19 protein-coding genes are annotated in these 24,452 nt (G+C 66.3%); 10 read left to right on the forward strand and 9 right to left on the reverse strand.

The window, feature by feature from the left end:
• Nucleotides 1–3: 3 nt before the first annotated feature.
• From OOB33_RS10400 to OOB33_RS10410, 3 genes are all read left to right on the forward strand, one after another.
• Nucleotides 4–1,017 carry an inorganic phosphate transporter gene (locus tag OOB33_RS10400; protein WP_102767624.1) on the forward strand — a complete coding sequence of 338 codons (1,014 nt, stop codon included), beginning with the start codon at nt 4–6 and terminating at the stop codon, nt 1,015–1,017.
• 37 nt (nt 1,018–1,054) lie between these two features.
• Nucleotides 1,055–1,702: a DUF47 domain-containing protein gene (locus OOB33_RS10405; protein WP_171825679.1), complete on the forward strand. Its 648-nt coding sequence runs from the start codon at nt 1,055–1,057 to the stop codon at nt 1,700–1,702.
• Between the two features lie 161 nt (nt 1,703–1,863).
• Nucleotides 1,864–3,762, forward strand: a complete 1,899-nt coding sequence (locus OOB33_RS10410; protein ID WP_271008595.1) for a M48 family metallopeptidase — start codon at nt 1,864–1,866, stop codon at nt 3,760–3,762.
• Nucleotides 3,763–3,900: 138 nt separating this feature from the next.
• On the opposite strand, the gene OOB33_RS10415 is transcribed toward OOB33_RS10410, so the two are convergent.
• Genes OOB33_RS10415 through OOB33_RS10425 form a run of 3 tightly spaced genes read right to left on the reverse strand, consistent with a single transcriptional unit; the run spans nt 3,901 to nt 7,485 of the window.
• Nucleotides 3,901–5,133, reverse strand: a complete 1,233-nt coding sequence (locus OOB33_RS10415; RefSeq protein WP_271008596.1) for an MFS transporter — start codon at nt 5,131–5,133, stop codon at nt 3,901–3,903.
• Nucleotides 5,126–6,997, reverse strand: a complete 1,872-nt coding sequence (gene arsN2 / locus OOB33_RS10420; protein ID WP_271008597.1) for an arsenic resistance N-acetyltransferase ArsN2 — start codon at nt 6,995–6,997, stop codon at nt 5,126–5,128. Before arsN2 ends, OOB33_RS10415 begins: the two co-directional genes overlap by 8 nt.
• Nucleotides 6,988–7,485: a MarR family winged helix-turn-helix transcriptional regulator gene (locus OOB33_RS10425; protein ID WP_102767620.1), complete on the reverse strand. Its 498-nt coding sequence runs from the start codon at nt 7,483–7,485 to the stop codon at nt 6,988–6,990. Before OOB33_RS10425 ends, arsN2 begins: the two co-directional genes overlap by 10 nt.
• A 373-nt stretch (nt 7,486–7,858) precedes the next feature.
• Between OOB33_RS10425 and OOB33_RS10430 the strand changes: the two genes are divergently transcribed.
• A complete protein-coding gene (locus OOB33_RS10430) occupies nt 7,859–8,230 on the forward strand; it encodes a hypothetical protein (RefSeq protein WP_133155149.1) in 372 nt (123 codons plus the stop codon).
• Between the two features lie 234 nt (nt 8,231–8,464).
• Nucleotides 8,465–9,640, forward strand: a complete 1,176-nt coding sequence (locus OOB33_RS10435) for a M23 family metallopeptidase (RefSeq protein WP_271008598.1) — start codon at nt 8,465–8,467, stop codon at nt 9,638–9,640.
• A gap of 79 nt (nt 9,641–9,719) precedes the next feature.
• On the opposite strand, the gene OOB33_RS10440 is transcribed toward OOB33_RS10435, so the two are convergent.
• The 4 genes from OOB33_RS10440 to OOB33_RS10455 all read right to left on the reverse strand — a co-directional run bounded on the left by OOB33_RS10440 (nt 9,720) and on the right by OOB33_RS10455 (nt 12,611).
• Entirely contained in the window at nt 9,720–10,757 is a 1,038-nt protein-coding gene (locus tag OOB33_RS10440; protein ID WP_271008599.1) for an RDD family protein, read from the reverse strand.
• The gene (locus tag OOB33_RS10445) at nt 10,754–11,236 is read right to left on the reverse strand and encodes a hypothetical protein (RefSeq protein WP_271008600.1); all 483 of its coding nucleotides are present in this window, start codon (nt 11,234–11,236) and stop codon (nt 10,754–10,756) included. The genes OOB33_RS10440 and OOB33_RS10445 overlap by 4 nt, the downstream gene beginning before the upstream one ends.
• A gap of 388 nt (nt 11,237–11,624) precedes the next feature.
• Nucleotides 11,625–12,119 (reverse strand): hypothetical protein, encoded by a 495-nt coding sequence (locus OOB33_RS10450; protein ID WP_271008601.1) that lies wholly within the window; start codon nt 12,117–12,119, stop codon nt 11,625–11,627.
• A 222-nt stretch (nt 12,120–12,341) separates the two neighbouring features.
• Nucleotides 12,342–12,611, reverse strand: coding sequence for a hypothetical protein (locus tag OOB33_RS10455; protein WP_271008602.1), 270 nt, complete (start codon nt 12,609–12,611; stop codon nt 12,342–12,344).
• A 1,133-nt stretch (nt 12,612–13,744) separates the two neighbouring features.
• Between OOB33_RS10455 and OOB33_RS10460 the strand changes: the two genes are divergently transcribed.
• Complete coding sequence (locus OOB33_RS10460; protein ID WP_271008603.1) at nt 13,745–14,746, forward strand: hypothetical protein; 1,002 nt, start codon at nt 13,745–13,747, stop codon at nt 14,744–14,746.
• Nucleotides 14,747–15,151: 405 nt separating this feature from the next.
• On the opposite strand, the gene xdhB is transcribed toward OOB33_RS10460, so the two are convergent.
• Both xdhB and xdhA read right to left on the reverse strand, forming a co-directional pair.
• Nucleotides 15,152–17,491, reverse strand: coding sequence for a xanthine dehydrogenase molybdopterin binding subunit (xdhB, locus tag OOB33_RS10465; RefSeq protein WP_271008604.1), 2,340 nt, complete (start codon nt 17,489–17,491; stop codon nt 15,152–15,154).
• 11 nt (nt 17,492–17,502) lie between these two features.
• A complete protein-coding gene (xdhA, locus tag OOB33_RS10470) occupies nt 17,503–19,056 on the reverse strand; it encodes a xanthine dehydrogenase small subunit (RefSeq protein ID WP_271008605.1) in 1,554 nt (517 codons plus the stop codon).
• Between the two features lie 362 nt (nt 19,057–19,418).
• Here xdhA and OOB33_RS10475 point away from each other — a divergent pair, with 362 nt between their 5' ends.
• The 4 genes from OOB33_RS10475 to OOB33_RS10490 are packed head-to-tail and all read left to right on the forward strand — an operon-like array spanning nt 19,419 to nt 24,452.
• A complete protein-coding gene (locus OOB33_RS10475; protein WP_271008606.1) occupies nt 19,419–20,408 on the forward strand; it encodes a LysR family transcriptional regulator in 990 nt (329 codons plus the stop codon).
• Between the two features lie 39 nt (nt 20,409–20,447).
• Nucleotides 20,448–21,800 carry a guanine deaminase gene (gene guaD, locus OOB33_RS10480; protein ID WP_271008607.1) on the forward strand — a complete coding sequence of 451 codons (1,353 nt, stop codon included), beginning with the start codon at nt 20,448–20,450 and terminating at the stop codon, nt 21,798–21,800.
• Nucleotides 21,801–21,850: 50 nt separating this feature from the next.
• Nucleotides 21,851–23,386 (forward strand): ABC transporter ATP-binding protein, encoded by a 1,536-nt coding sequence (locus OOB33_RS10485; protein WP_271008608.1) that lies wholly within the window; start codon nt 21,851–21,853, stop codon nt 23,384–23,386.
• Nucleotides 23,373–24,452 (forward strand): ABC transporter permease, encoded by a 1,080-nt coding sequence (locus tag OOB33_RS10490; RefSeq protein WP_271008609.1) that lies wholly within the window; start codon nt 23,373–23,375, stop codon nt 24,450–24,452. Before OOB33_RS10485 ends, OOB33_RS10490 begins: the two co-directional genes overlap by 14 nt.

Genomic DNA, 24,452 nt, shown 5'->3' on the forward strand with positions numbered 1-24,452 from the left:
GTCATGGAAGGACTAACGATCAGCATCTGGGTGCTGGGCCTGCTTATTTTTGTGGCCCTGGCATTCGACTTCATGAATGGTTTCCATGATGGCGCGAACTCGATTTCGACCATCGTGGCCACCGGCGCCCTGACGCCCAAGCAGGCCGTGGCCTTTGCGGCCTTCTTCAACTTTGCGGCCATCTGGGTGTTCCAGCTCAAGGTGGCGGCCACCATCGGCAAGGGCACGGTGGACCCGAGTTTTGTCGATTACTACGTGATCTTTGGCGCCCTGATGGGGGCGCTGATCTGGAACATCATCACCTGGTACTACGGCATCCCCTCGTCCTCGTCCCACGCCCTGGTCGGCGGCCTGATTGGCGCCACCATGATCAAGGCCGGTTCGGGCGCGCCCATCGTCTGGAGCGGCTTTGGCAAGATCCTGGCCTTCATCATCATTTCACCGTTCGTGGGCTTCATGCTCGGGGGCTTGCTGATGGTGGCGGTGGCCTGGGCGTTTCGAAACCGATCGCCCCACCAGGCCTCCAAGTGGTTCAAGAACGCCCAGTTGGTGGCTGCCGCGGCCTACAGCCTGGGCCACGGTGGCAATGATGCGCAGAAGACCATCGGCATCATCTGGCTGCTCTTGATCTCGGCCGGCGCGGCTACCACCGATGTGCACACTTTGCCCAACTGGGTGATCTATGCCTGCTACATCGCCATTGCCTGGGGCACGTATCTGGGCGGCTGGCGCATCGTCAAGACCATGGGCACCAAGATCACCAAGCTGAACTCGGTCAGCGGCTCCTGCGCCTCCATGGGCGGCGCCATCAGCCTGGGTCTGGCGACCCTGGGCGGCATTCCGGTCTCCACCACCCACACCATCACCGGCGCCATCGTCGGCGTGGGCGCAGCCCAGGATGTGAAGGCCGTGCGCTGGGGGGTGACCTTCAATCTGGTGGTGGCCTGGGTGCTGACGATTCCAGCCTCGGGCTTGATCGCTGCGCTGTTCTGGTACATCGGCCGCGGCATCCTGTGATGCCTGGCCGCATGCCGACTCCGACTGAGAATCTGAAATGAGCAGCCACCTGACTCCCAAACGCAACGCCTTTTTTGAACTGCTGGCTTCGCACACCACCCGCATGGTGGCGGGCGGCAACGCAACCCTGCGCCTGATCACGGGCCTGGGCCAGCCCGGTGCTCAGACGCTGGAATTGATCGAGGAAGTGCATGAGTACGAGACCAGCGCGGACAAGATTCTTGAGGATCTGATCCGTCTGCTCTACGAGAGCTTCACCACCCCGATCAACCGCGATCAGCTGCACACGCTGGCCTTGGATCTCGACCGGGTGCTGGACGAGTTGCAGCATGTCTGCAACGCCGTCGGCGCCTACCGGATCAACGAAACCACCCAGGAAGCCCGCACCATGGCCGCCCTGGTGGCCGATGCCTGCCTGCGCCTGGATCGCGCCGTGCTGGCCTTGCCCGACAAGACCCGCGGCCAGGAAACCCTGGATCTGTGCAAGGAGATCGACCGCATCGAGCATGAGGTCGATACCTTGCGCAAGCGCGCCATCAAGGCCATGTTCGAGCAAGAGGGCGATGACGCCGCCGCCTGGCGGGCCATCAAGCTGCGCGAGCTCTACTCGCTGCTCGAAACCGTGATGGAAGCCTGCAAACGCGCCGCCGGCACGATCGAAGAGATCCTGATCGAAAACGCCTGAAGCCGTGCTTGGGGAGGGCGGCGCCGCGGCGGGTTGCAGCGCCATCCCCCTAAGCTGAAATCCCAGCAGGGTGCGCTGACGCACTCGCCAGTTCTGCCAATTCCGTCACAATGCCGTCGCCCCCAAGAAGGGGCGATTTTCATTTGTGGAGGGAGAGGGGCGTGAATTCGGCCGACCATGTGCACCTGCTGCGCCTGAATGAACAGGCCAGCCGCGATGAACCTGAGCGTTATCGCCGCCGCGTGCTGCGCTTTGCCCTGCTGGGCTACGGCGTCGTGCTGCTCTGCGCCGTGCTCGGTCTGGCCGGTGTCCTGGGCCTGGCCTGGCATCTTCAGAATGGTGGCCGGCCCGGGGGCTGGATGGTGTGGGTGGGCCTGGCCTGCCTGGGGCTGCTGTTTGCGGCCTTGCAAGGCCTGCGTGTGCCCTTCGATGCGCCCGAGGGCCAGGTCTTGACCGCGGCGGATGCGCCCGAGCTCTTCGGTGTGCTGGAGAAGATCCGCGCCAAAGTCGGCGGTCCGGCCTTGCACCGGGTCTGGATCACCGGTGATTTCAATGCCGCCATCGTCCAGCAGCCCTTGTTCCTGGGCCTGCACCATCGCAACCATCTGCTGCTGGGCTGGCCCATGCTGTCGGCCCTGGAGCCGCGCCGCCTGTTCGCCGTCATTGCCCACGAGTATGGTCACCTGCGCGGCGATCACGGCAAGCTGTCGGCCTGGATCTACCGCACGCGCCTGGCCTGGATTCGGCTGAGCCGCCGCTACCGCGAAGGCGGCTCGCCGGTCAGCTGGGTGCTGGGTGGCTTTGCCGGCTGGTACTTTCCGCGTTTCGATGCGCTCAGCTTTGCGCTGGCGCGTGAGGACGAGTACGAGGCCGATCGGGTCTCGGCCCGGCTCTTCGGTTCCGAGGTGGCCAGCCAGGCCCTGCTGGAGATCGCCATCAAGGCCCAGTGGTACGAGCAGGAGTTCTGGCGCCGCCACTGGCGCCTGGCCCGGGTCGAGGCGCAGCCCAGTCCCTTCAGCAACCTGCCCACGAGCTTGCAGCGCGCCAGCGAGCCCGGCTGGCAGCAAGAGGCCCTGCGCCGTGAGCTGCGCCGCCTGGCCAGTTTTGACGACACCCATCCGGTGCTCAAGGACCGCCTGGCGGCCCTGGCGCCCGACCCCGATCGCCCGCCGCTGCCGCGCCCGCCCCAGCCTTCGGCCGGCCATGCCCTGGGGCTGCTGGGCGTGGCGCGCGAGCGCATCGGCCAGGCGCTGGACGGCGCCTGGTGGGAACAGCACCGCGCTGACTGGCGCGCTCATGGCGAACGCCTGCGCCAGCAGCATGCCCAGGCCCTGGAGTTGCAGCAGCGCGCCCGCGCCGGCACCCAACCCCTGGTGGCCGAGGAATGGCTGGCCTGGGCGGACGCGATGGAGGCACTGAGCGACCAAGACCCGACCCCGCTGCTGGAGCGTGCGCTGAGCCTGGCGCCACGCCACCCCCAGGCCCTGCGTCGTCTGGCCCTGCGCCATGCACCGCAGGCCGATTTGCGTGTGGGCGACTGGCTGGAGCAGCTCTTCCAGCATCACGAAGACCAGGCCTGGTTCGCGGCGCGCCTGGCCCAGGATTGGATGGATGCCGCCCAGGCGCGCGACCAGGTGCTGCCGCCCGAACAGCGGCGCCTCTGGCGCCAGCGCCTCAGCGAGAGCGAGGCCATGGAGCACAGCGCCTGGGAGCGTTTCGCCGAGCTGCCGCCCTGGGAGCAGACCCTGGCGCCCCGCCTCAGTGCCGACCAACTGCGTGAGCTGCGCGGCGTGCTGCTGCGCGAGCCCGAGCTGCAGGCCGCCTGGTTGGGTGAGCAAGAGCTGGACGTCAAACCCGCGCGTTGCCACTTCACGTTCTGGGTACAGGCCAAGCCGGGCTGGAGCGAGGACTCGGCCGACGCCCTGGCCGAGCGGCTCTTCCATGCCTTGCGCGACACCGAGCTGCCGGGCCGCCTGCGCGTGATGGTGCTGGGCCGCCATGTCGAGCCGGCACGGCGCAAGGTGCAGGGCGATCTGCTGAGTCTGGTGCAGCGGGGCTGAAGCCTGAGCAGGCACGAGGCCAGGCCGGTGCCGCACTCTCGAAGACCGGCCTGGTGTGCATATTGATGGCCGCTGTGCTCTGGTGCCTGGGCCTTTGAGCACGCGCAGACCTGCGCCCATCAGCTTGTTGGGCCAGGCTCAAGGCGCTCCGCTCGCTGCAGCGCTTGGCTTGGGCACAAGCATCAGGGCCGCGACCGCCAGCGCGCCGAGACCGGCCGACAGCCACAGACTGCCAGCTCCGAAACGGTCCAGGCAAAGGCCGAACAGCCAGGGCGCCAGCGCCTGCGCCACCCGTGCCGGTGCCATCAGCACACCCATGCGCTGCCCGTAGGCTTGCGGCCCGAAGAGCGCCAAGGGCAAGGTGCCTTTGACAATGGTCAGGATGCCGTTGCCGGCGCCGTGCAGCAGGCCAAAGCACAGCGCGGCCGGCGCACCGATCACGGCCAGCGCCATGGCGCCGATTGGATGCATGGCCGCCGCCACGCGTGCCACCCACAATGGGTGGGCGCGGCGCAGCAAGCCGTACTCCAGCAGGCGCGCGCCGACCTGGGCCGGCCCGATCAGCGCGCCCACGGCCACAGCGGCCGCCAAGCTGCTGCCATGGGCTTGCAGCAGCCGGGGCAGGTGGGCGGCCATGGCCGTGCCCGCAAAGCCCATGATGGCAAACACCAAGGCCAGCAAGGCCGTGGTCCGCCTGCCATTGGCTTGGTGCGTGTCACTGGCCCGTGTCGCCGAGCCGGTTGCGCTGTCTTGCTGCCGCGTCGGCGGTGTCGCTTCGGCATCTGCGCTCGCGTGCTGATGCAGGCCCGGCAGGCGCCAGTTCAAGGGCAATGCGATCAGCAGATGCAAGCCAGCCCAGGCCAGACAGGCGCCGCGCCAGCCCCAATGCTGCTCCAGCAGCGTCGTCAAGGGCCAGCCCACCGTGCTGGCAAAGCCGGCGATCAAGGTGATGCCGGTGATGGCTTGGCGTGCGTCCCGACCGTGCAAGCGAACCACGGTGGCAAAGGCCGCCTCATACAGCCCCGAGCCCATGGCCAGGCCCATCAGCAGCCAGGCGGCGAACAGCCCAAGCTGGCCCTGAGCCTGGCTCATGGCGCACAGGCCCAGCGCAAAGACCAGGTTGGAGGCCATCAGCACGGGCCGGCCACCGTGTCGGTCGATGGCTCGGCCGGCGGCGGGGCCCAGCAGAGCGGAGACGAGCAAGGCCAGCGAGAAGGCGGCGAACACGGTCGCGCTGGCCACGCCCAAATCAGCCGCCATGGGCGTGGCCAGCATGGCCGGCAGGTAGTAAGACGATGCCCAGGCCACGGTTTGGGCCAGCCCGAGCGTGCTCACGGTCTGCCAGGGCGCGCCGCGTGCAGGATCAGCCACAGCAGCTGGTCTGTTTGGGGCTGCAGGAGCGCGCGGGCGCTGAAGCCGGGGCTTGGGCCACGGGTCTCGGGCCACAGCAGGACCCTCCAGCCGCTGCTGCTACTGCTTCTGCTGCAGCCGGCGCTGGCGAGCCCGGCGCCTCAAAGGACTCGCTGCCGCAGACCCCGGTTTCGGGCAGATCCAGTTCCACCCGATCGGCGGCCGCCAGGTCGCCCGCCAGCGCAGCCACCACCGAGCGTGCTTGCTCGAAGCCGGTGGCCATCAGAAAGGTGGGCGCCCGGCCACAGCTCTTCACCCCGACGGTGTAGAGGCCTGGCTCGGGATGGGCCAGTTCGCGGTGACCATGTGGGCGCACCGTACCGCAGCTGTGCAGATTCGGGTCGATCAGGGGGCCCAGGGCCTCGGTGGATTCCAGCCAGGGGTCGAGCTTGACGCTCAGCTCGCTGCTGAGGCTCAGATCCGGGCGCTGCCCGGTGGCGCAGATGATCTGGTCGATGCCGTCGAACTGCAGTGGCTCGCCGTTCGCGCCCTGGCCGAGCACGCTGAGCTGATGCCCCACCCGGCGCAGCTCGTTGATGCGCAGGCCAGCGATGAACTCCATGGCGCCGCTGGACTGCAGGGAACGCAAGGCTTGGCCCAGCTGGCCGCGCGCCGGCAAGGCGTCTGCATCGCCGCCGCCAAACACCCGTTTCAGGACCGGCGAGCGCACCGCCCAGGCCAGGCGTGTTCCCGGCTCCTGCTGCGCCAACTCGGCCAGGGCGAGCAGGGCATTGGCCGCCGAATGGCCAGCCCCGACCACCAGGGTTTTGCGGCCGGCATAACGCGCTCGTTCCCGACCCAAGATATCGGGAATGCCGTAGAAGACCTGCGCCGCTGCCTCGGCTTCGCCCAAGGCGGGCAAGCCACTGGCGCCCAGTGGATTCGGCTGGCCCCAGGTGCCCGTGGCATCGATGACCGCCCGCGCGCGCAGCTCAATCACACGACCCTTCTGTTCGGCGCGGATGATGAAGGGCGCCTGGGCGCGGCCGGCACTCTTGACCTTGTCAAAGCCGGCGCGACTGATGGCCCGCACGCGGGTGTTGAGCATCAGGCCTGGTGCCACAGCCGGCAGTTCAGCAAACGGCTGCAGCACCTGCTCTACCACCTCGGCCGCCAGCGGCAGGGCCTCGGCATCCGGAGGCTGCCAGCCTGTGGCTGCCAACTGGCGGGCCATGTCGGCATCGAGGTTGTAGCGCCAGGAAGAGAACAGGCGCACATGTCCGTAGTCCAGCAGATGGGCGCCTACTTGTGGCGCTGCTTCGAGTGCCACAAAAGGCAGGCCACGCGCGATCAGCTTGGCGACCGCGGCCAGGCCGACCGGGCCGGCGCCGAGCACGGCAATCGGCAAGTCCTCGGCCGCTGTCGCTTCGGCGGCCAGCAGGCTGAGGGACATGAAGTGGGCCTCGGCAGGGCAAGCGCCTTGCAGCAGCGCCGAGGCCTTGAGTGCGTCCGGCGCCTCTTGGACGGCTGCAGCCTGGAAGCCCAGGGCACTGAAGTACTCGCGCGCCGTCAGTGTCAGCACAAAGAGGCGGCTGAGATTGCGGCGGCGCGCCTCGTCGATCAGCAGGCTCAGCATGGCGCGGCCCAGCCCCTGCTTTTGCTGGCCGGGCGCTACCGCCACAGAGCGCAGCAGCGCGTGCTCGCCATAGACCTCGGCGCCCGCACAGCCCAGCAGTTCGCCTTGGGACAGGGCCAGCACGAATGTTGACAAATGGTCCTGTGCGCCATCGATGGGCAGTTGATGGCTGCGCAAGAGCGCGGCCACGGCGGGCCAATCGGCCGGCGTGGCCTGGCGAAGGGAAATGGTCTTGGTGTTCAGCGACATGATGGATTCGTTCTCGGTTCCTTGTGGGCCATGGGTGGCGGCAGGCAGCAATTGGCTGCGGTATCCGCTTGCAGGGCCTTCAAGAGCAAGAGCAGTGAGCTCTCGACTGCGGCGCGTTCGCGCTCGTTCAGGGCACTCAGCAGCTCAGCGGCGTGGGTGTCCAGGGTTTGATTCAGTTCAGTGCAGGTGCGTTCGCCTTCGGCGGTGAGCGTGACGAGCCAGCTCCTTGCGTCGTTCGGGTTCGGCTCCTTGCTCACCAAGCCACGCGCGACCATGCCCTCCACCGCACGCGACACCCAGCTCTTCTCCAGACTGAGGCGGGTGCCGAGTTCCGAGAGAGGCTGCGGCCCCGAACGGGCCAGTTCGGTCAGCAGGTAGCACTGCGTGCTGGTGGTGCGGCAGCAATCGGCCACCACACGTTGAGCGCGGGTGTAGAGGCGTGCGACTTCGCGCAGCAGGCTGCCGGGCGTGGCGTTGGTGAGGTTCATGGCGTGGCTGTCCTGGTGGTGTATAGCAACTATGTTTGCGCATGATAGTTCCGAGAATAATGTTTCGTATAGCAACTAAAAACCAGCTGAAGCGAACCCGCCCGATGCAGCTTGTGGCAACGATAGCTTTCGCTCTTTAAGTTGTCAATAGCAACTATATACGCCAGCCCGAGTGGGCGGCTTGCAGCTGCCCTGGCGAACCTGCCATTCGGCGCTTGCAGACATTGCCGCGCTTCGCGGGCTTGCCCAAAGCCGCCTTTGCTTGGTCCAATGATCCGTATCCGTCGTCAATGTTCAGTTGTGGGCGGCATGCGAGCCGGCACGGCGCAAGGTGCAGGGTGATCTGTTGAGACGGGTGAACGGGAGTTGAAACGTGAGCGAGCAGGGCGAGCGTCCGGGACGAGCGTCGGATCAAGGCCCCGATGAGGAGCCTGGCCGGGGTGCAGCGCCGAGCTCGCTCCAGCTGAAAGCGGCGTCTACCTTCTTTGGCGTCAGCGCCATCCTCCACGTCCTGGCTTGGCTGAGTTACAGCTCCGGCTGGAGCATGGCCTACACGATCTTTGTGCTGGGCATGGCGATCACCTGCTTCAACATCGCCGTCGAACCCGATGCGCTGTTTCGCCCCTTCACAGTGGCAGCGCTGAAAGCAAGCACGGCACGCCGTTCGCCCGTGCGCGCGGCGCTCGACAAAATTGCCTCAGCCAGCATGTTGCTGGCGCTGCTGCTGTGGCTGACGGGCAATTGATGGCGCTCGGTGTGCGGCGGCCTGGGCCGTTAGCACAGTCCCAGTGCTGGGACAAGATGGCAGCTTGAACAGGCGACGCCAGCGGCCTCGCTTCCTAGACTGAGTTGGCATGTCCCGCGCTTGCTTGCAAGCGAGGCTGAACCCCTCCGGTTCAGTCCGCTGGCCTTGGCCGTTTGGGGCAGCGCCCGGGCGCCCGGCCCGCCTTTAACTCATTCAGAGAGAAAGCGCATTCCCATGAAACCCAGCTCTCAGTTCTTCAAGCCTTCCCTGCTGCTCGTGCTGCGAGCCATGGCTGCAGCAAGCCTGTTCACCCTCTCGCAGGCACAAGCTGCAAGCGAGTCTGCGGGCCCGGCAAGCTCGCCCAACTCCTTGCTCTACAGCCATGCCGAAATGTTCAGCTTCGACACCGAAAGCTACTTGCTGGCCCGGGCGCCCGCCTTGGCTCAGTATGCGGAAGTGATTTCCCATTGGGCGGGCTACAGCAGCATCAGTCCCCGTGTCTTGCTGGCGCTGATTGAGCAGCAGAGCGGCCTCTTGAGCAAGCCCGGTCAGCGCGCCGCCATTCATCGCCCCATGGGTGCGCTGTCCACGCGCAGCGGTTTCAATGAGCAGGTGCGCGATGTAGCCGATCAGCTGGCACGCAAGCTCTACGAGCCTGCGCCTCATGAGGCGGCTGGTGAGTTCGGCGGTGATGCAGCGCGGGCTGCGCCCCTGCGCGCGCTGCTGGCAAACACCAGCGCCAGTGAGGCCGAGTTCGCCGCTACCTACCAGCGCCTGTTCGGCCTCAGCTTCGACACCGAGGCCGCCCGCGCGCTGCATGATCCCGCTGCTCGCTCCGGCAAAGAAGCCGGTGTCGCCGCGCCTGACACCAGCCTGGCCGGGCCGCCGGCCGGCTTCCTGCAGTTCCCGTTCCCAATTGGTGACTCTTGGCATGTGGGCGGCGCCCACACCAACACCGGCAGTGGCAACTACCCCATGTCCTCGCTGGACATGAGCAAGGGCGGCGGCTGGGGCAGCAACCAGACGGGAGTGCGGGTGTCGGCCTCGGCGGCCGGCACCTTCAAGCGCCACTCCAGCTGCTTCGCCGAGATCGTGCACAGCGGCGGCTGGTCCACCACCTACTATCACATGGACAAGCTGCAGTACAACACCGGCGCAAATGTGGCCAAGAACGCCTTCATCGGCAACCCGGCCAACAACAAGGCGCAAGCACTGTGCAATGGCGGCGCTTCCACTGGACCGCACCAGCACTGGAGCCTCAAGTCCAACGGCGCCTGGCAGCACCTCAACACCGTCAACCTGGCCGGCTGGACCATCACCGCCACGGGCAGCAGTTATGACACCAACTGCAACCGCTTCTACCTGACCAAGAACGGGGTCAAGAAGTGCTCGGGCTATTTCAGCCAGTGAGCCTGGAAAGCCTGGCGCGCGGGCCCGCCTGAAGGCCCGAGCCGCGGCCGGCAGACAGGGCGGCCTCTCTGTGCGCTTTTCAGGGCGAGGCCGCCCATTCGGCTGGGCTCAGAACCCGACGCTGGTAGCGCCAGGAGGAGGCGATGCCGATGTCGTAGCCGTGGGCCAAGGTGATCTGGATCTGGTCCAGCGTCGCCGCATCCGGGTGGGCGTCCAGCGCCAGGCGGGCCAATGCTTGCAGGCGCTGGGCCTGGTCAATGTCGGCGTCGCGCGAGATGGCGTGGATGCTCAGATGCCGGATGGTCCTGCTGCTTCCCCCGTCCTTGCTGGACTGGGTGTAGGTCACGCCTTGATTCACGGCCGAGGACTGCACCCAGGGCTCGGCGTTGACGGCGCGCAGGATCTGCGCCAGGGGCGCGAAGGGCGTCTGGCTGTCCTTCTGCAGCCATTGCTGCGAGATCAGCGGCCCCAGCGTACCCAGCAGCAGAAGCAGGGCGCAGACCGCGCGGTGCAGCGTGGGCAGTGGCGCCGCCAGGTCTGCGGGCAGGGGGCCTTGCCAGGCCGCGTTGACCACGAAGGACCCGCTCAGCACATCGTGCAGGGCTTGGCGGGAGCGCCGGTTGAACAGAAAGAGGTAGAGCAGGCAGGCGCCCAGGCCGAAGATGGCCAGGCCCAGCACGGCCGCCCAGGCGCTGAACAGCAGCGCGTCCGGCAGCTGCGCATTGCTCAGGAACCAGACCGTACCCACGGGCAGGTAGCGCAGCACGGCACGGCCGAGTGGCAACTCAGCGCCCTGCGCATCCACCACCTTGATCTGCAGCAGGCGTTTGCCCAAGCTCTGGCCCCAGCCCAGCCGGCTGTTGAAGAAGCCGAAGTAGGCAAGCGCAATCCCGAACCCGAGCAGCCGGCCCCAAGGCCCGAGCCCGACCAGGGCATCGGACGCCAGCGCACCCAGGGCCATGCCGATGAGGCCCAGCGCCAGGCCGTCTAGCATGAAGGCGGCGACGCGGCGCCAGAAGTTGGCGATGGGGCTTGTACTTGAGGCGGTCGATGGCGAAGGCTGAGCCTGTGTTGGCGTCGCCTGGCTCTGGGCCGTAGGTTCTGCTGTGCTGCTCATGGTGTGGTGCTGGCTGTGGGTTTGGCGCGCAAGCTGAAGCCGGCCGGTGCTTGCGCGGGAGCTGGGTTGTCGCAGTGGTACATGTCCAGGTAGAGCTGGCGTTGGACCTGGCCGCAGTTGGCCTGGTACAGGTCCACGATGTGGAAGTCTGGCTTGCCCGCTTTGAGTGGCAGGCCCCGCAGCATGGCATCCAAGAGCTCGCGCTCTTGTTCCTCGCTCAAAGGTTCCCGGGGCTCGGTTCTCGAGCCAACGCTGCCGACACGGCTGATCTCGGGGCGGGAGCCGTCAGCGCAAAGCAAGCGGGCCAGGTAGGCGCGCTGACCCGCGGCGCGGCACACCTCGATGGCGTTTGCCTTGCTGTCACCCAGGGAACCGGGATCGTTCCCGGGCAGGTTGGCCGTTTGCGCGATTGCGCTTGCAGCCGAGCACAAACACAGCGCCAGCAGCCATGCTGGGCGTCCTGGAACCTTCATCTTCATCAATGTCCTCCCTCGGTGTGCATCGGTGTGCGTCAGTGCAGGTCGAGCCCTTGTTCTTTCCGCATGGCCATGTGGCTGCGGCCAGGGTCTGCTTGCGCCTGGGTGCTTGGCCGCATCTTTTGATCGGAGTGCCCGGCCCATGCTGGATGATCTGTAAGTTTTGGCGCGACGCAGTGTAGCCAGCCGCCCGCCCGGGCGGATCGGGCCCATCCCGGGGCGCCTACGATTGCCCATCGCATCCAAAGCGGCGGGGCTGGGCTTGCGGCCCGCCCGCGCCAGCAGGTCAGCAATCACCAGCCCGCGGATCAAGGCGCTGAAGATGGGGCACAGGCTTTCGAGCTCCGTGCGGGAATGGGTTCAAGGTGCCTGGCGCCTTTGCTTGGCCCGGTCAGCAACGCAGCTCTCTGAACCTTCGGCGCAACTGCAGCAGGTGTTCTTGCGCAGCAGGCAGGCTTGCTTTGTTGGCGCTGGCCTCGGCCGCTTCCGCCGCGGGGATTGCGCGGTCCAGCCTTGCGCAGCTTTGACGCGCCTCGGGCGACAGCTGTTTCAAGCGGCGCCCCTGGATGTCCAGATGCTTGGCGTCCAAGCCCGTGATCGGCTTGATCGCTTCGGCCAAGGCCTCGCGCTGGCGTTCGCGCTGGACATCGGCCCCGAGCGGCGGCGAAGCAGAAAGAGGAGACTTGCCCGAAACGCTGCTGCTCAGGCCCCGCGTGGGCTCCAAATCCACCTTCTTGGCACCCAGACAAGGGCTGTCGGAGTAGCTGACTCGACCGTCCACCTCGCATTTGAAGGCGGTGCGGGAAGGGGCGGGAAGCTGGGTTTGTGCTTGCGCTTGTGCTTGCGCAGCTGCGCCGAAACCGCAACCGAGGAGGAAGGCGAACATCGACACCAACAAGAAGCTGCCAGGCGACCGGGCTGATGGCTGGAATCCTCGCGTCGTGACGCTGGTGGGCCGAGGCGGGGCGGCGTTGGCAAGCATGGCTGGGGCTGTGGAGGGCTGTTGGGTCAGAGATTGAGCCTTGGCAGCGCTTCCTGAACCTCGCGGCCCCCTTGAAGGCAAGCAACACCCTTGTCGATGCTCAAGGTTTGACACGGACATGGTGCACTAGCCGAGCAGTTGATGCAGCGCTGCGGCCAAGAAGCCGAGGCAAAGGACAGCAAAGACGATGAACATGGCATTTGTATTGCCAGTTATTTTTCTCTCGTCGTAGTCCTGCCGTTTTCGTTGCTCTTCAAGCGACAGATTTTCCGTGGTTTGCCCGCGTAACTTCAGCAACTGAGCAGAGGGGAGTTTTGAACCGCCCCGGAGGCGCCACGCGTCAGCGGCGAGCCATGCGAAGACAGCGGACAGGGCCAGCAAGAAAATTGTGAACATCCTGCGCTGCCTACCAAAGCGTCAGCAGCCGATCGGGCGCGGCGTTCAGCACCAAACCGCGAGAAGACGCAGGCGTTTCGGCCGTGTTTACAAACGCATGCTGCCACCGCATTGCTTGTGAGTCTTCGTACATTTCACTCCAACTGAAGAATTCTGCTCACCTGCACTTCACTGGGTACAAACAAACACCACCCTGTCGAATGGGCGAACATTGCGTGGCCGAAAGCAGGCGCTATGTTGCCACCACTACAAGGCCTTAGGTCAGTGTGTCCGGGGCTGATGGCTTCTTGCCGTGCACGCTGGATGTCGCCGAACCGGGTGTCGCAGGCTGCCAGGGGAATCGCTGTCGTCATGCGTTGAGTCTTGTCGTTACCAAGTTTGCATGTTCGTACGCATCAGCAGACTCTGGATCTTCAAATTCAAGGCCTGACCCTCGCGCCTCTTCTGACCCTCGCGCCTCTTCTTCGGTTGTTGCGTTACTGCCCTTTGGCCCATGCGGCCCCGCCTCGCTATTCGACAGCGAGGCGTTTGCCATCCAAAACGGGCAGCTTTGATCCTGATGGGTGACTGGTGCGCTGCGGCGCAACCATGCATTGAGAACCAAGTGCGCGGTGGGTTCGACGAGCGGGGAACTCAGTCTTGAGTGAGTAGGAGAACGGTGCGCTCTTGCGGTGCAGGGGCGTTGTTTGCTACTTGACGAGGGCGGCTAATGGGTGACCCTTGCGGCCCTCCCGCGCCCGTGGACCTTCGTGCCCGTTCATGCGTTGAGTCTGGTTGTTATCTATGAAGCACGCATGTTTGCATTCCTCTTCAAATTCAAGGCCTGACCCTCGCGCCCCTCTTGACCCTCGCGCCCCTCTCTCTCACTCTCGCTTGTGACCCTCGCGCTCTATGCTCGCGCTCTCACTTAAGCGAGCTGAATTGGGGGGGCAGATCATCGCGGGTCTCCACCATTCGACCTTAGGGGCCTCTAGTCGCGTGCGCTCAAAAGTCAAGTTATGTTTGCCCTTCGCGTGCTAGACTGTTGCCGCGGCTTGCAGTTCTGTCATCAAGTAGTTTGCATGTCGCAACAAGTCACTGGAAGCTTGTTCGCCTCCGGGTGTATTCCGTGCCATTAAATTAGGGAGAACGTCTTGAAGATTAAGCTGCTTGTTCTAGCCTTAACCCTTGGTTGGGGTTTTGACGTCAATGCCGCGTTTGTTCCGGTCATTAAGAGCGGGCGAAGCATCGTCACTGTTTCATATGGCGCCGGATCACACACATACTCCGAATCAATCTATGGAAATGGATCTTTGGCGTCTTTGGCTGATCAAATGAAAGGAATTCCCTACAGACTCAGGACAACGTTCGATGAGCTCCTCCGTCCGACGATTGAGGATAAGGGCGCCTCATTCCTCGGAAGTAGTCTTACAGGTTGGCCTGTGCTGAAGATTACTCCAATGCCAGAAGGAGTCTTATTGGCGAACCTCAGCGGCATTAGCTATCACCTTAGGGCGAACTATTCGGGCACGAGGTATGGAATCGTTACATTCAGCTGCACCAACTCAACGAGCATAGACAATATCTCCGTCACTGGACAGTATGGTTCAGCCGCCAACGGTGAACCACTGAAAAATGTCGGATTAACTTCTAATCCGAGTACGTCGACTGATTGTGATTCGAATCTAAGCTGGATTATGCCTGTACTGTGGCCGTTGCTGGCGAATGTAGTGAACAACGCAATTGATCAGCGGCTTTTGGCAGGCATCAATTCAGGAGTTGAAGCTCTAAAGAAGGACTTGGTTTTTGGTGCAAGCGAAAACTATTTGCTTGGTATAGGACGATTGATTTCACCATCAACTGTTGTTCAGCTACCGAATGGGCAGTCTTTTCCGATCGGTCAGTATGTACAAAACAACATTTCATATCTGCTCTCAAACAGCAGTATCGTTATCGAAACGGGGCCGGGTCCAGATATGACGCCCGTTCAAAGCGGAAATGAACCGGAGCCAATACTACATGGGATGGTCGCCAAGATAAGGTTCTCTTCACCGGCAGTTAGCTTCACAGTCGACTTCAGCCAACAGTACGACGTGCGGTGGAAGTGGGACGGGAAGTGCCTGCACAGCAACCAGCGATGCCAAGATCCACGCTGAGCGCTGGTTGACGCCCTGGGTGCGAGAGCTAGGCCTTGAACACAATACTGTTCAGATACGCATCTTCGGCACCGGCGTATGAGAACGATGCAGGGCCGCCCCGCGATGGCGAATTGGATACGGGCTGATCTTGCGCTTGAAGCCTCGTGGATTGAGCCTGCCTCGGCTGCTAGCGCAGCGGCCGCGAGCGATTTCGTGGAGCACCGCCAGCCGCCAAGCCGGCAAACGCTCAGCAACCACGTGAGGGTCACAACCACGTGAGGGTCAGGCCTTGAATTTGAAGTCTTAGGCCCTCTTGTGGTGGGCGGTTGAGCAGCCTCAAGAACGATTGGACTCACCGCGTGTGGGCATAGACATTGGCCAGTGCACAGCTCCGTTGAAGCCGCAGCCCTGGCTTGCTGATGTTCAGCCTTTACGGCTCATCACCCCACCCACCGCCCTCAACACCCCCTCCGCCGTTGCCGGCGCCCTCAACTCCGGATCACACCCCGCCGGCCCGGCCGCAGCGATTGTATCCTTGATCGCCAACAACACCGAGAACGGCAGCAGAAGGGGCGGCTCGCCCACGGCCTTGGAGCGGTGGATGCTGTCGGCCGCGTTGGCTTGGCTGTAAAGCGCCACGCGGAAGTCGGGCGGGCTGTCGTTGGCGGTGGGGATTTTGTAGGTGCTGGGGGCGTGGGTGCTGAGGGCGCCGGTCTTGGGGTGCCAGACCAGCTCTTCCATGGTCAGCCAGCCCAGGCCTTGAACGAAAGCGCCTTCGACCTGGCCGATGTCCAGGGCGGGGTTGAGCGAGCGGCCGGCGTCGTGCAGCACATCGGCGCGGGTGACGCGGCTCTCTCCCGTGAGGGTGTCCACCAGCACCTCGGCCACGGCCGCGCCGTAGGCGAAGTAGTAAAACGGTTTGCCCTGCAGGCGAGCGCGGTCCCAGTGCAGGCCGGGGGTGGCATAGAAACCATCGCTCCAGAGCTGGATGCGCTGCAGATAGGCCTTGGCTACCAGTTCAGTGAAGGGCATCCGGCTGTCGCCTGCTCCCTGCACATGGTCGTCGGCAAAGCGCAGCTCTGCCTCCGTGCAGCCCAGCAGCTGGGCGGCCAGGGGCTGCAGGCGCAGGCGGATCTGGCGGGCGGCGTCTTGCGCGGCCTTGCCGTTGAGGTCGCTGCCGGTGGAGGCGGCGGTGGCCGAGGTGTTGGCCACTTTCTGGGTGTCGGTGGCGCTGCAGCGCACGCGTGCCAGGCTCAGGCCCAGCTCTTCGGACACCACTTGCGCCACCTTGGTGTTCAGGCCCTGGCCCATCTCGGTGCCGCCGTGGTTCACCAGCACCGAGCCGTCGGTGTAGACATGCACCAGGGCCCCCGCCTGGTTCAGGTGCACGACATTGAAGCTGATGCCGAATTTCAGCGGTGTCAGGGCCAGGCCTTTTTTCAGCACCGGGCTGGCGGCGTTGAAGGCTTGGATCTCGGCGCGGCGGGCGTGGTAGCCGCTGCTCTCGACCAGCTGATCTGTCAGGGGCTGCAACTGGTTGTCTTCCACAGTCTGGCCGTAGGGCGTGATGTTGCGCTCGCCGGCGTCGCGGTAGAAATTGCGCTGCCGCACGAGCAGCGGGTCCAGGCCCAGGCGGCGGGCGATGGAATCCAGAATCATCTCCACGGCCAGCGCGCCCTGGGGCCCGCCAAAGCCGCGGAAGGCGGTGTTGCTCTGCGTGTTCGTGCGGGCGCAGAAGCCATGCAGGGCCACATGGGGCAGCCAGTAGGCGTTGTCGAAATGGCAGAGCGCCCGGGTCATCACCGGGGCCGAGAGGTCGGCCGAGTGGCCGCAGTTGGAGATCAGCTCCACCTCGGCGCCGAGGATGTGTCCCTCTTCATCAAAGCCCACATCCCAGCGGTAGTCGAAACCGTGGCGGCGGCCGGTGATCATGAAATCGTCGTCGCGGTCCAGGCGCAGCTTGACCGGCCGGCGCAAGCGGCTTGCGGCCAAGCCGGCCACGCAGGCGAACAGGGCCGATTGCGACTCCTTGCCGCCGAAGCCGCCGCCCATGCGCCGGCATTGCACCTGCACCTGGTGGCTGGCCCAACCCAGGGCGTGGCTGAGCAGCTGCTGCATCTCGCTGGGGTGCTGGGTCGAGCAGTGGACGAGCAGGCCGCGGTTTTCTTGGGGCAGGGCGTAGCTGATCTGGCCTTCCAGATAGAACTGCTCCTGCCCGCCCACCGACCATGTGCCTTGCAGGCGCTGCGGCGCTTGCGCCAGGGCGGTGGCCGCGTCGCCGCGGTTCAGGTGCATGGGCGGCACCACATACTGGCCGGCGGCATGGGCTTCCAGCGCGGTCAGCACGGCGGGCAGGGGCTCGATCTTGAGTGCTTGGCCCGCCAGGGCGGCGGCGCGGCGGGCCAGCTCGCGGCTGCTGGCGATGATGGCAAACACCGGCTGGCCGACATAACGCACCTCGCCCGCGGCGAGAATGGGATCGTCATGCAGCAGGGGGCCGCAGTTGTTCTCGCCGGGGATGTCCTCGGCCGTCAGCACCAGCTGCACGCCGGGTTGGGCGCGCAGCAGGGCCAGGTCGATGGAAACGATGCGGCCATGGGCGATGGGCGAGAGGCCCAGGGCGGCGTGCAGCGTGCCCTCGGCCTCGGGGATGTCGTCGGTGTAGACCGCTTCGCCGCTGACATGCAGGGCGGCCGACTCGTGTGTATGGCTGCGGCCCACGGTGTGCGGGTGGAGCGGGGTGGGTGCAGAAGAGGTGTTCATGGCTGTTGTGCTCATCGCGCCTGCTCCACATCGCTGAAGCGCACGGCCTGCCAGACGCTGAGGCTGGCGGCGGGCAGGGGGGCATCGGGCCGGGTCTCCAGCCAGAAGCGGCGTAAGAGGTTTTGCGCCACCTGCAGGCGGTAGTCGGCGCTGGCGCGCATATCGCTCAAGGGCTGGAAGTCCAGCGCCAGGGCGGCCTGGGCTGCTTGCAGGGCGGCTTCGTCGCTCCAGCTCTGGCCCAGCAAGGCCTGCTCGGCTGGGGCGCTGCGCCGCACGATGGCGGCCATGCCGCCGAAGGCCAGGCGCGCCTCTTGCACGCGGCCTGCCTCGTCCAGGCGCAGGCTCAGGGCGGCGCAGACGGCCGAGATGTCGCTGTCGTAGCGCTTGGCGATCTTGTAGGCGCGGATGCGCTGGGCTGGGCCGGGCAATGGCAGGGGGAGGTGCATGCCCTCGACGAACTCACCGGGCTGCATCGCGTTTTGCATATAGCCCAAGTAGAAGTCTTCCAGGGCCAGGCGGCGCTGCTGGCTGCCGCGGCGCAGCACGATATGCGCGCCCAGGGCGATCAGGGCCGGGGCGCCGTCGCCGATGGGCGAGCCGTTGGCGATATTGCCGCCCAGGGTGCCGGCCTGGCGCACCGGCGGCGAGGCAAAGCGCAGCCAGAGCTCGCGCAGCGGCGGCACGGCGGCGCTCAGGGCGCTCCAGGCGGCCTCGAGGCTGGCGCCGGCGCCGATCCACAGGCCGGGCTGTCCGTCGAAGGGCTCGGGCCGGATGGCTTTGAGCTCGGCCACGGCGCCGAGATAAATCACATCGCCGAGGTCACGGAAGCGTTTGTTGACCCAGAGGCCGATGTCGGTGGAGCCGGCCAGCAGGCGCGCCTGCGGTTTGGCCTCGCGCAGCGCGGCCAGCTCGGCCAGGCTGCGCGGGGCGTGGAACTGGTCGACGCGGCCCGGGATGGCCGGCTGGGCGGCGGCGTAGTGCAGGGGCGGGTCTTGCTGCAGGCTGTGCAGGGCGGCGCGGGCAGGTGCCAGGTCCAGGGTTTGCTGGGGCAGCTCGAACATGCGCTGGCCGGCGTCCAGCAGGGGGCGGTAGCCGGTGCAGCGGCAGAGGTTGCCGGCCAGGGCGTCGGCCAGCTCCTGGCGGTCGGGCCGGCTGCCGCTCTGGCAGTGGCGCTCGTAGGAAGCCTGCAAGCTCATGGCAAAACCTGGCGTGCAGAAACCGCACTGCGAGGCGTGGCAGTCCACCAGGGCTTGCTGCACCGGGTTCAGTGCCTCGGCGCTGCCCAGGTCTTCCACCGTCCACAAGGCCTGGCCGTCCAGCGTGGGCAGGAACTGGGTGCAGGCGTTGACATTGCGCAGCTGCAGCTGGCCCGACGCATCGAGCTCACCGAGCAGCACGGTGCAGGCGCCGCAGTCGCCCTCGGCGCAGCCTTCCTTGCTGCCGCTGCAATGGGGCTGGGCATGTTCGCGCAGATAGCCCAGCACGGTGGTGGTCGGCGCCAGGCCGTCCACGGCCTGGATCTGGCCGCGGTGGAAAAAGCGGATGGGGCGGGTGTGGTGGGGCATGGCGGGGGAGGTGGCTGGGGGTGAACAGGTGAACAGGTGAATGGGTGAATGGGTGAATGGGTGAATCGTGAGTCGGAGGTGGACTGTCGTCGAAGCTGGTGTCTTGCTCACCCGTTCACTTGTTCACTCGTTCACTCCTTCCATCGCCACATCAACCGAACGTGTGAACAGGTGAATGGGGTGAACTGGTGAACACGTGAATGGGTGAGTCGGAGGAGATCTGTCGTCGAAGCTGGTGTCTTGTTCACCCGTTCACCTGTTCACTCGTTCACTCCTCCCATCGCCACATCAACCAAGAACGGTATCTCCTCACCCCCTCTTCCCTATACGATCTCTCACATGACCACTATATGCAGCCAGGCATGAACTTGCGCGCCGATTTCGACAAGATCGAGCTTCAACTCGTGCGAGTCTTGCATACCGTGATCAGCGAGCAAAGCGTCTCGAAGGCAGCCCTGCGCCTGCACAGCACGCAGCCGGCCGTCAGCGCCCAGCTGCGGCGCCTGCGTGCGCTCACCGGCGATGCGCTGCTGGTGCGCAGCGGCGCCGGCATGCGGCCCACGGCCACGGCGCTGGAGCTGTTGGAGCCGGCCCAGCGCCTGCTGCAGGACGCGGCCCGGCTGTTCGGCGCGCCCCAGCGCAGCAGCCGCGGCGCCGGCTTTGACCCGGCCAGCGCCGAGCTGAACCTGCGCATCGCTGCCAGCGATTACCTCGACCCGCTCTTCTTGCCCGAGCTGGTGTCGCGCCTGCAGCGCCTCTCGCCGGGCCTGCGCCTGGACTTGCAGCCGCTCTCGGCCGAGTTCGATTACCGCCGCGGCCTGGCCAGCGGCCAGATCGATCTGGTCATCGGCAACTGGCTGCGCCCGCCGGAAGAGCTGCACCTGGGCCGCTTGTTCAGCGACGAGGTGGTCTGCCTGGTGGCGCGCGATCACCCTTTGCTCAAGCTGCGGCCCAAGGACTGGACCGTGCAGCGCTATCTGGACAGCCAGCATCTGGCGCCCATGCCGCTGTCGGCCGGCCAGCCAGGCGTGATCGACCAGCATCTGGCCGAGCAGGGCCTGAGCCGCCAGATCGCCGTGCGCAGCGCTCACTTTGGCCAGCTGCCGCTGATGGTGGCGCGCAGCTCACTGGTGCTGACCACCGGCCGCCAGTTCTGCAGCCGCTACCTGGCCAGCCTGCCGGTGGCGGTGCTGCGCTGCCCGGTGGCGTTTCCGAGGCTGAGCTATTACCAGCTCTGGCATGCGCTCTCAAACCAGGCCGCGGCCCAGCGCTGGCTGCGCGAGCAGGTGCGGGAGGTGGCGCGTGAACTCGCTCGCAGCGCGGTCGCCAAGAAGGCCGCCGAAGCCACTTGATTCGGCGATGCGCCCGAACCCCAATTTTTGAACCCTCCCATGCCCGATTTGAACCCTTCGACCCCCTCCGCCGGCCCCGGCCGCAAGCTCGCCCTACGCGGCGATCTGCTGGACTTCACTGCCCAGCCCGACTGGGGCCAGCTGGACAGCCCGGCCGTGCGCTTCCAGCCCGACCACTGGCTGCTGATCGACGAGGCCGGCCGCATCGCCGGCACCCAGGCGAGCGAGCCCGACGCCAGCTGGCAGCAGGTGGACCACCGCGGCCGCCTGATCCTGCCGGGCTTCATCGACACCCATGTGCACTGCCCGCAGCTGGATGTGATCGCCTCCTACGGCGCCGAGCTGCTGGACTGGCTCAGCCGCTACACCTTCCCGGCCGAGCGCCGCTATGCCGACCCGGCCGTGGCGGCGGCCGGCGCAGCGCGTTTTCTGGATGCGCTGCTGGCCCACGGCAGCACCTCGGCCGTGGTCTTCCCCACCGTGCACAAGGGCTCGGCCGAGGCCTTGTTCGCCGCGGCCGAGGCGCGCGGCATGCGCCTGATCACCGGCAAGGTGCTGATGGACCGCCATGCGCCGCCCGAGCTGCTGGACGATGTGGCCGGCGCCGAGCGCGATTGCATCGACCTGATCCAGCGCTGGCATGGCAAGGGGCGCTTGGCTTACGCGGTGACCCCGCGTTTCGCCCCCACCAGCAGCCCGGCCCAGCTGGCCATGGCCGGCGCCCTGTGCCGCGCCGATGCTTCGCTGTACATGCAAACCCATGTGGCCGAAAACCGCGAGGAGGTGCGCTGGGTGGCCGAGCTCTTCCCCGAGGCGCGCAGTTACCTCGATGTCTACGAGCGTGTCGGTCTGCTGCATGAGCGCGCCATCCTGGCCCACGGCATCTGGCTGGACGAGACCGACCGGCGGCTGCTGGCCGCGCGCGGCGGGCAGGTGGCGCACAGCCCGTCCAGCAATCTCTTCCTGGGCAGCGGCCTGTTCGACTGGCCGGCGGCGCGGGCCAGCGGCCTGGGGGTCAGCATGGCCAGCGATGTGGGCGGCGGCACGAGCTTGTCCATGCAGCGCAATCTGCTGGATGCCTACAAGATCCAGGCTTTGTCGGGCCAGCGCCTGAGCGCCTGGGTGGCTTTGCACGCCGCCACCCGCGGCGCGGCGGAAGCCCTGGGTTTGCAGCAGGAAGTGGGCCACTTTGGCCTCGGTACACTGGCGGACGTTTGCGTCTGGGATTGGGCCCGTGGCCCGGTGGCCCAGGCACGCGACGAGCGGGTGGCGCCCGGCCATGAGCCTCAAGCTTTGCATGAACGCGTGTTCGCCTGGATGAGTTTGTCCGACGAGCGCAATCTGCACAGCTGCTATGTGGCCGGCCAGTGCCGCCACCAGCGGGATTCATAGACTTCTTTGTTTTTGATTGATTGACTTGCGCCAGCCGGATTGACGACCCCATGACTTTGCGACTCGCACTCACCGGCATCAGCAAGCAATACCCGGCCGTCAAGGCCAATGACGACATCAGCCTGTCGGTGCAGCCCGGCCAGATCCATGCGGTGCTGGGCGAGAACGGCGCCGGCAAGTCCACGCTGATGAAGATCATCTACGGCGCCGTCCAGCCCGACGCCGGCCAGATGCTCTGGAACGGCCAACCCGTGCGCCTGAAAAGCCCGGCCCAGGCCCGGGCCCTGGGCATCAGCATGGTCTACCAGCACTTCTCACTGTTCGACACGCTGACGGCGGCCGAGAACGTCTGGCTGGGCCTGGACAAGGCCTTCAGCTTGGCCGAGGTGATCGCCCGCATGCAGCAGCTCTCGGCCAGCTACGGCCTGGAGGTGGATCCGTCGCGGCCGGTGCATTCGCTCTCGGTGGGCGAGCGGCAGCGGGTGGAGATCCTGCGCGCCTTGCTCACAGAACCTCAACTTCTCATCCTCGACGAGCCGACCTCGGTGCTGACCCCGCGCGCCGTCGAGCAGCTCTTTGCCACCCTGCGCCAGCTGGCCGCCCAGGGCTGCGCCATCCTCTACATCAGCCACAAGCTCGACGAGATCCGCGCCCTGTGCAGCCATTGCACGGTGCTGCGCGCCGGCCGGGTGACCGGCGAGGTGGACCCGCGCACGCAGAGCAGCGCCGAGCTCTCGCGCCTGATGATTGGCGCCGAGCCGCCGGCCCTGCCCAGCCGGGCGGCCAAGGCCGGCGCGCTGGCGCTGGAGGTGCAGCGCCTGAGCCTGGCCAAGGCCCAGCCCTTTGGCAGCACCCTGGTCGATGTGGGCCTGCGCCTGCATGCCGGTGAGATCCTCGGTGTGGCGGGCGTCTCGGGCAATGGCCAGCAAGAGCTGCTGGCGGCGCTGAGCGGCGAAGACCCGCGCGCGCCGCGCGGCAGCGTCTCACTCTTCGGAAGTGATATCGCCCGCGCCAGCCCGCGCCGCCGCCGCCGCATGGGCCTGCATTTCGTGCCCGAGGAGCGTCTGGGCCGCGGCGCCGTGCCCGAGCTTTCGCTGGCGCAGAACACCTTGCTGACCCGCACCGAGGCCGTCACCCGCTTTGGCTGGCTGCGCCAGGCCCAGGTGCAGCGCCTGGCCCAGCATTTGATCGCCCGCTACCAGGTGCGCGCCGGTGGCGTCGGGGCGGCGGCTCGCAGCCTCTCGGGCGGCAATTTGCAGAAATTCATCGTCGGCCGCGAGATCGATGCGGCGCCCAAGGTGCTGCTGATCGCGCAGCCGACCTGGGGTGTCGATGTGGGGGCGGCGGCGCAGATCCGCGCCGAGCTGCTGCGCCTGCGCGATGCCGGTTGTGCGATTTTGGTGATCAGCGAGGAGCTGGACGAATTGTTTGAACTCTCTGACCGCCTGGCCGTCATGGCCCAGGGACGGCTGTCGCCGGCCGTGCCGGTGGCCGAGACCAGCCGGGCGCAAATCGGCGAATGGATGAGCGGGCTCTGGGGCCGCGAGGGCTCGCGAGAGGCAGGAGGCGCCCATGCTGCGGCTTGAGACCCGCCCCCAGCCCTCCAAGCTGATGTCCCTGGCCTCGCCGCTGCTGGCCCTGGGCCTGACGGTGCTGCTCGGCGTGGGCCTCTTTCTGCTGTTGGGCAAGGACCCGCTGCGCGGCCTGCAGATGTTCTTCTGGGAGCCGATTCGCTCGGCTTATGCCTGGAGCGAGCTGGGCCTGAAGGCCACGCCCCTGGTGCTGATCGCCCTGGGCCTGGCCGTGTGCTTCCGTTCCAATGTTTGGAACATTGGCGCCGAGGGGCAGTTCATCATCGGCGCCCTGGCTGGCGGCTGGGTGGCCATGCAGGCCGGGCCGGACAGCAGCCGGTGGATCGTGCTGGCCATCCTGGCCGCGGGCGTAGCCGGCGGCATGGCCTGGGCCGGCATCACGGCGCTGCTGCGCGCGCGCTTTCATGCCAATGAGATTCTGGTCAGCCTGATGCTGGTCTATGTGGCCGATCTGCTGCTCGGTTATCTGGTCTACGGGCCCTGGAAAGACCCGGGCGGCTACAACTTCCCGCAAAGCATCAGCTTTCTGGCCGTGACCAAGATCCCGCGCCTGATGGAGGGCTCGCGCCTGAACATCGGTGTGCTGATCGCGGCCGGCTCGGTCTTGGCCTTCTGGCTGCTGCTGTTCCGCACCTACGCCGGCTTTGCCCTGCAAGTGGGCGGCATGGCGCCGGCGGCGGCGCGCTACGCCGGCTTTTCGTCCAGCCGCGCGCTCTGGACGGCCTTGCTGCTTTCGGGCGCCATGGCCGGCCTGGCCGGCGCGCTGGAGGTGGCCGGGCCGCTGGGCCAGCTGACGCCGTATGTTCCGGCGGGCTACGGATTCGCCGCCATCATCGTGGCCTTTGTCGGCCGCCTGCATCCGGCGGGCATTGTGTTCTCGGGCCTCTTGATGAGCATGTTCTATATCGGCGGAGAGCTGGCGCAGTCGCGCCTGGGCCTGCCCAAATCCATCACCGGGGTGTTCCAGGGCCTGCTGCTGTTTTCGCTGCTGGCCTGCGACACCTTGATCCACCACCGCATCCGCCTGCGCCGCCCGGCCTCGGGTGCGGCTCGCGTCTGA

This window comes from Paucibacter sp. B51, from assembly GCF_027863535.1.
In the GTDB taxonomy this organism is placed as follows: domain Bacteria; phylum Pseudomonadota; class Gammaproteobacteria; order Burkholderiales; family Burkholderiaceae_C; genus Paucibacter_A; species Paucibacter_A aquatilis.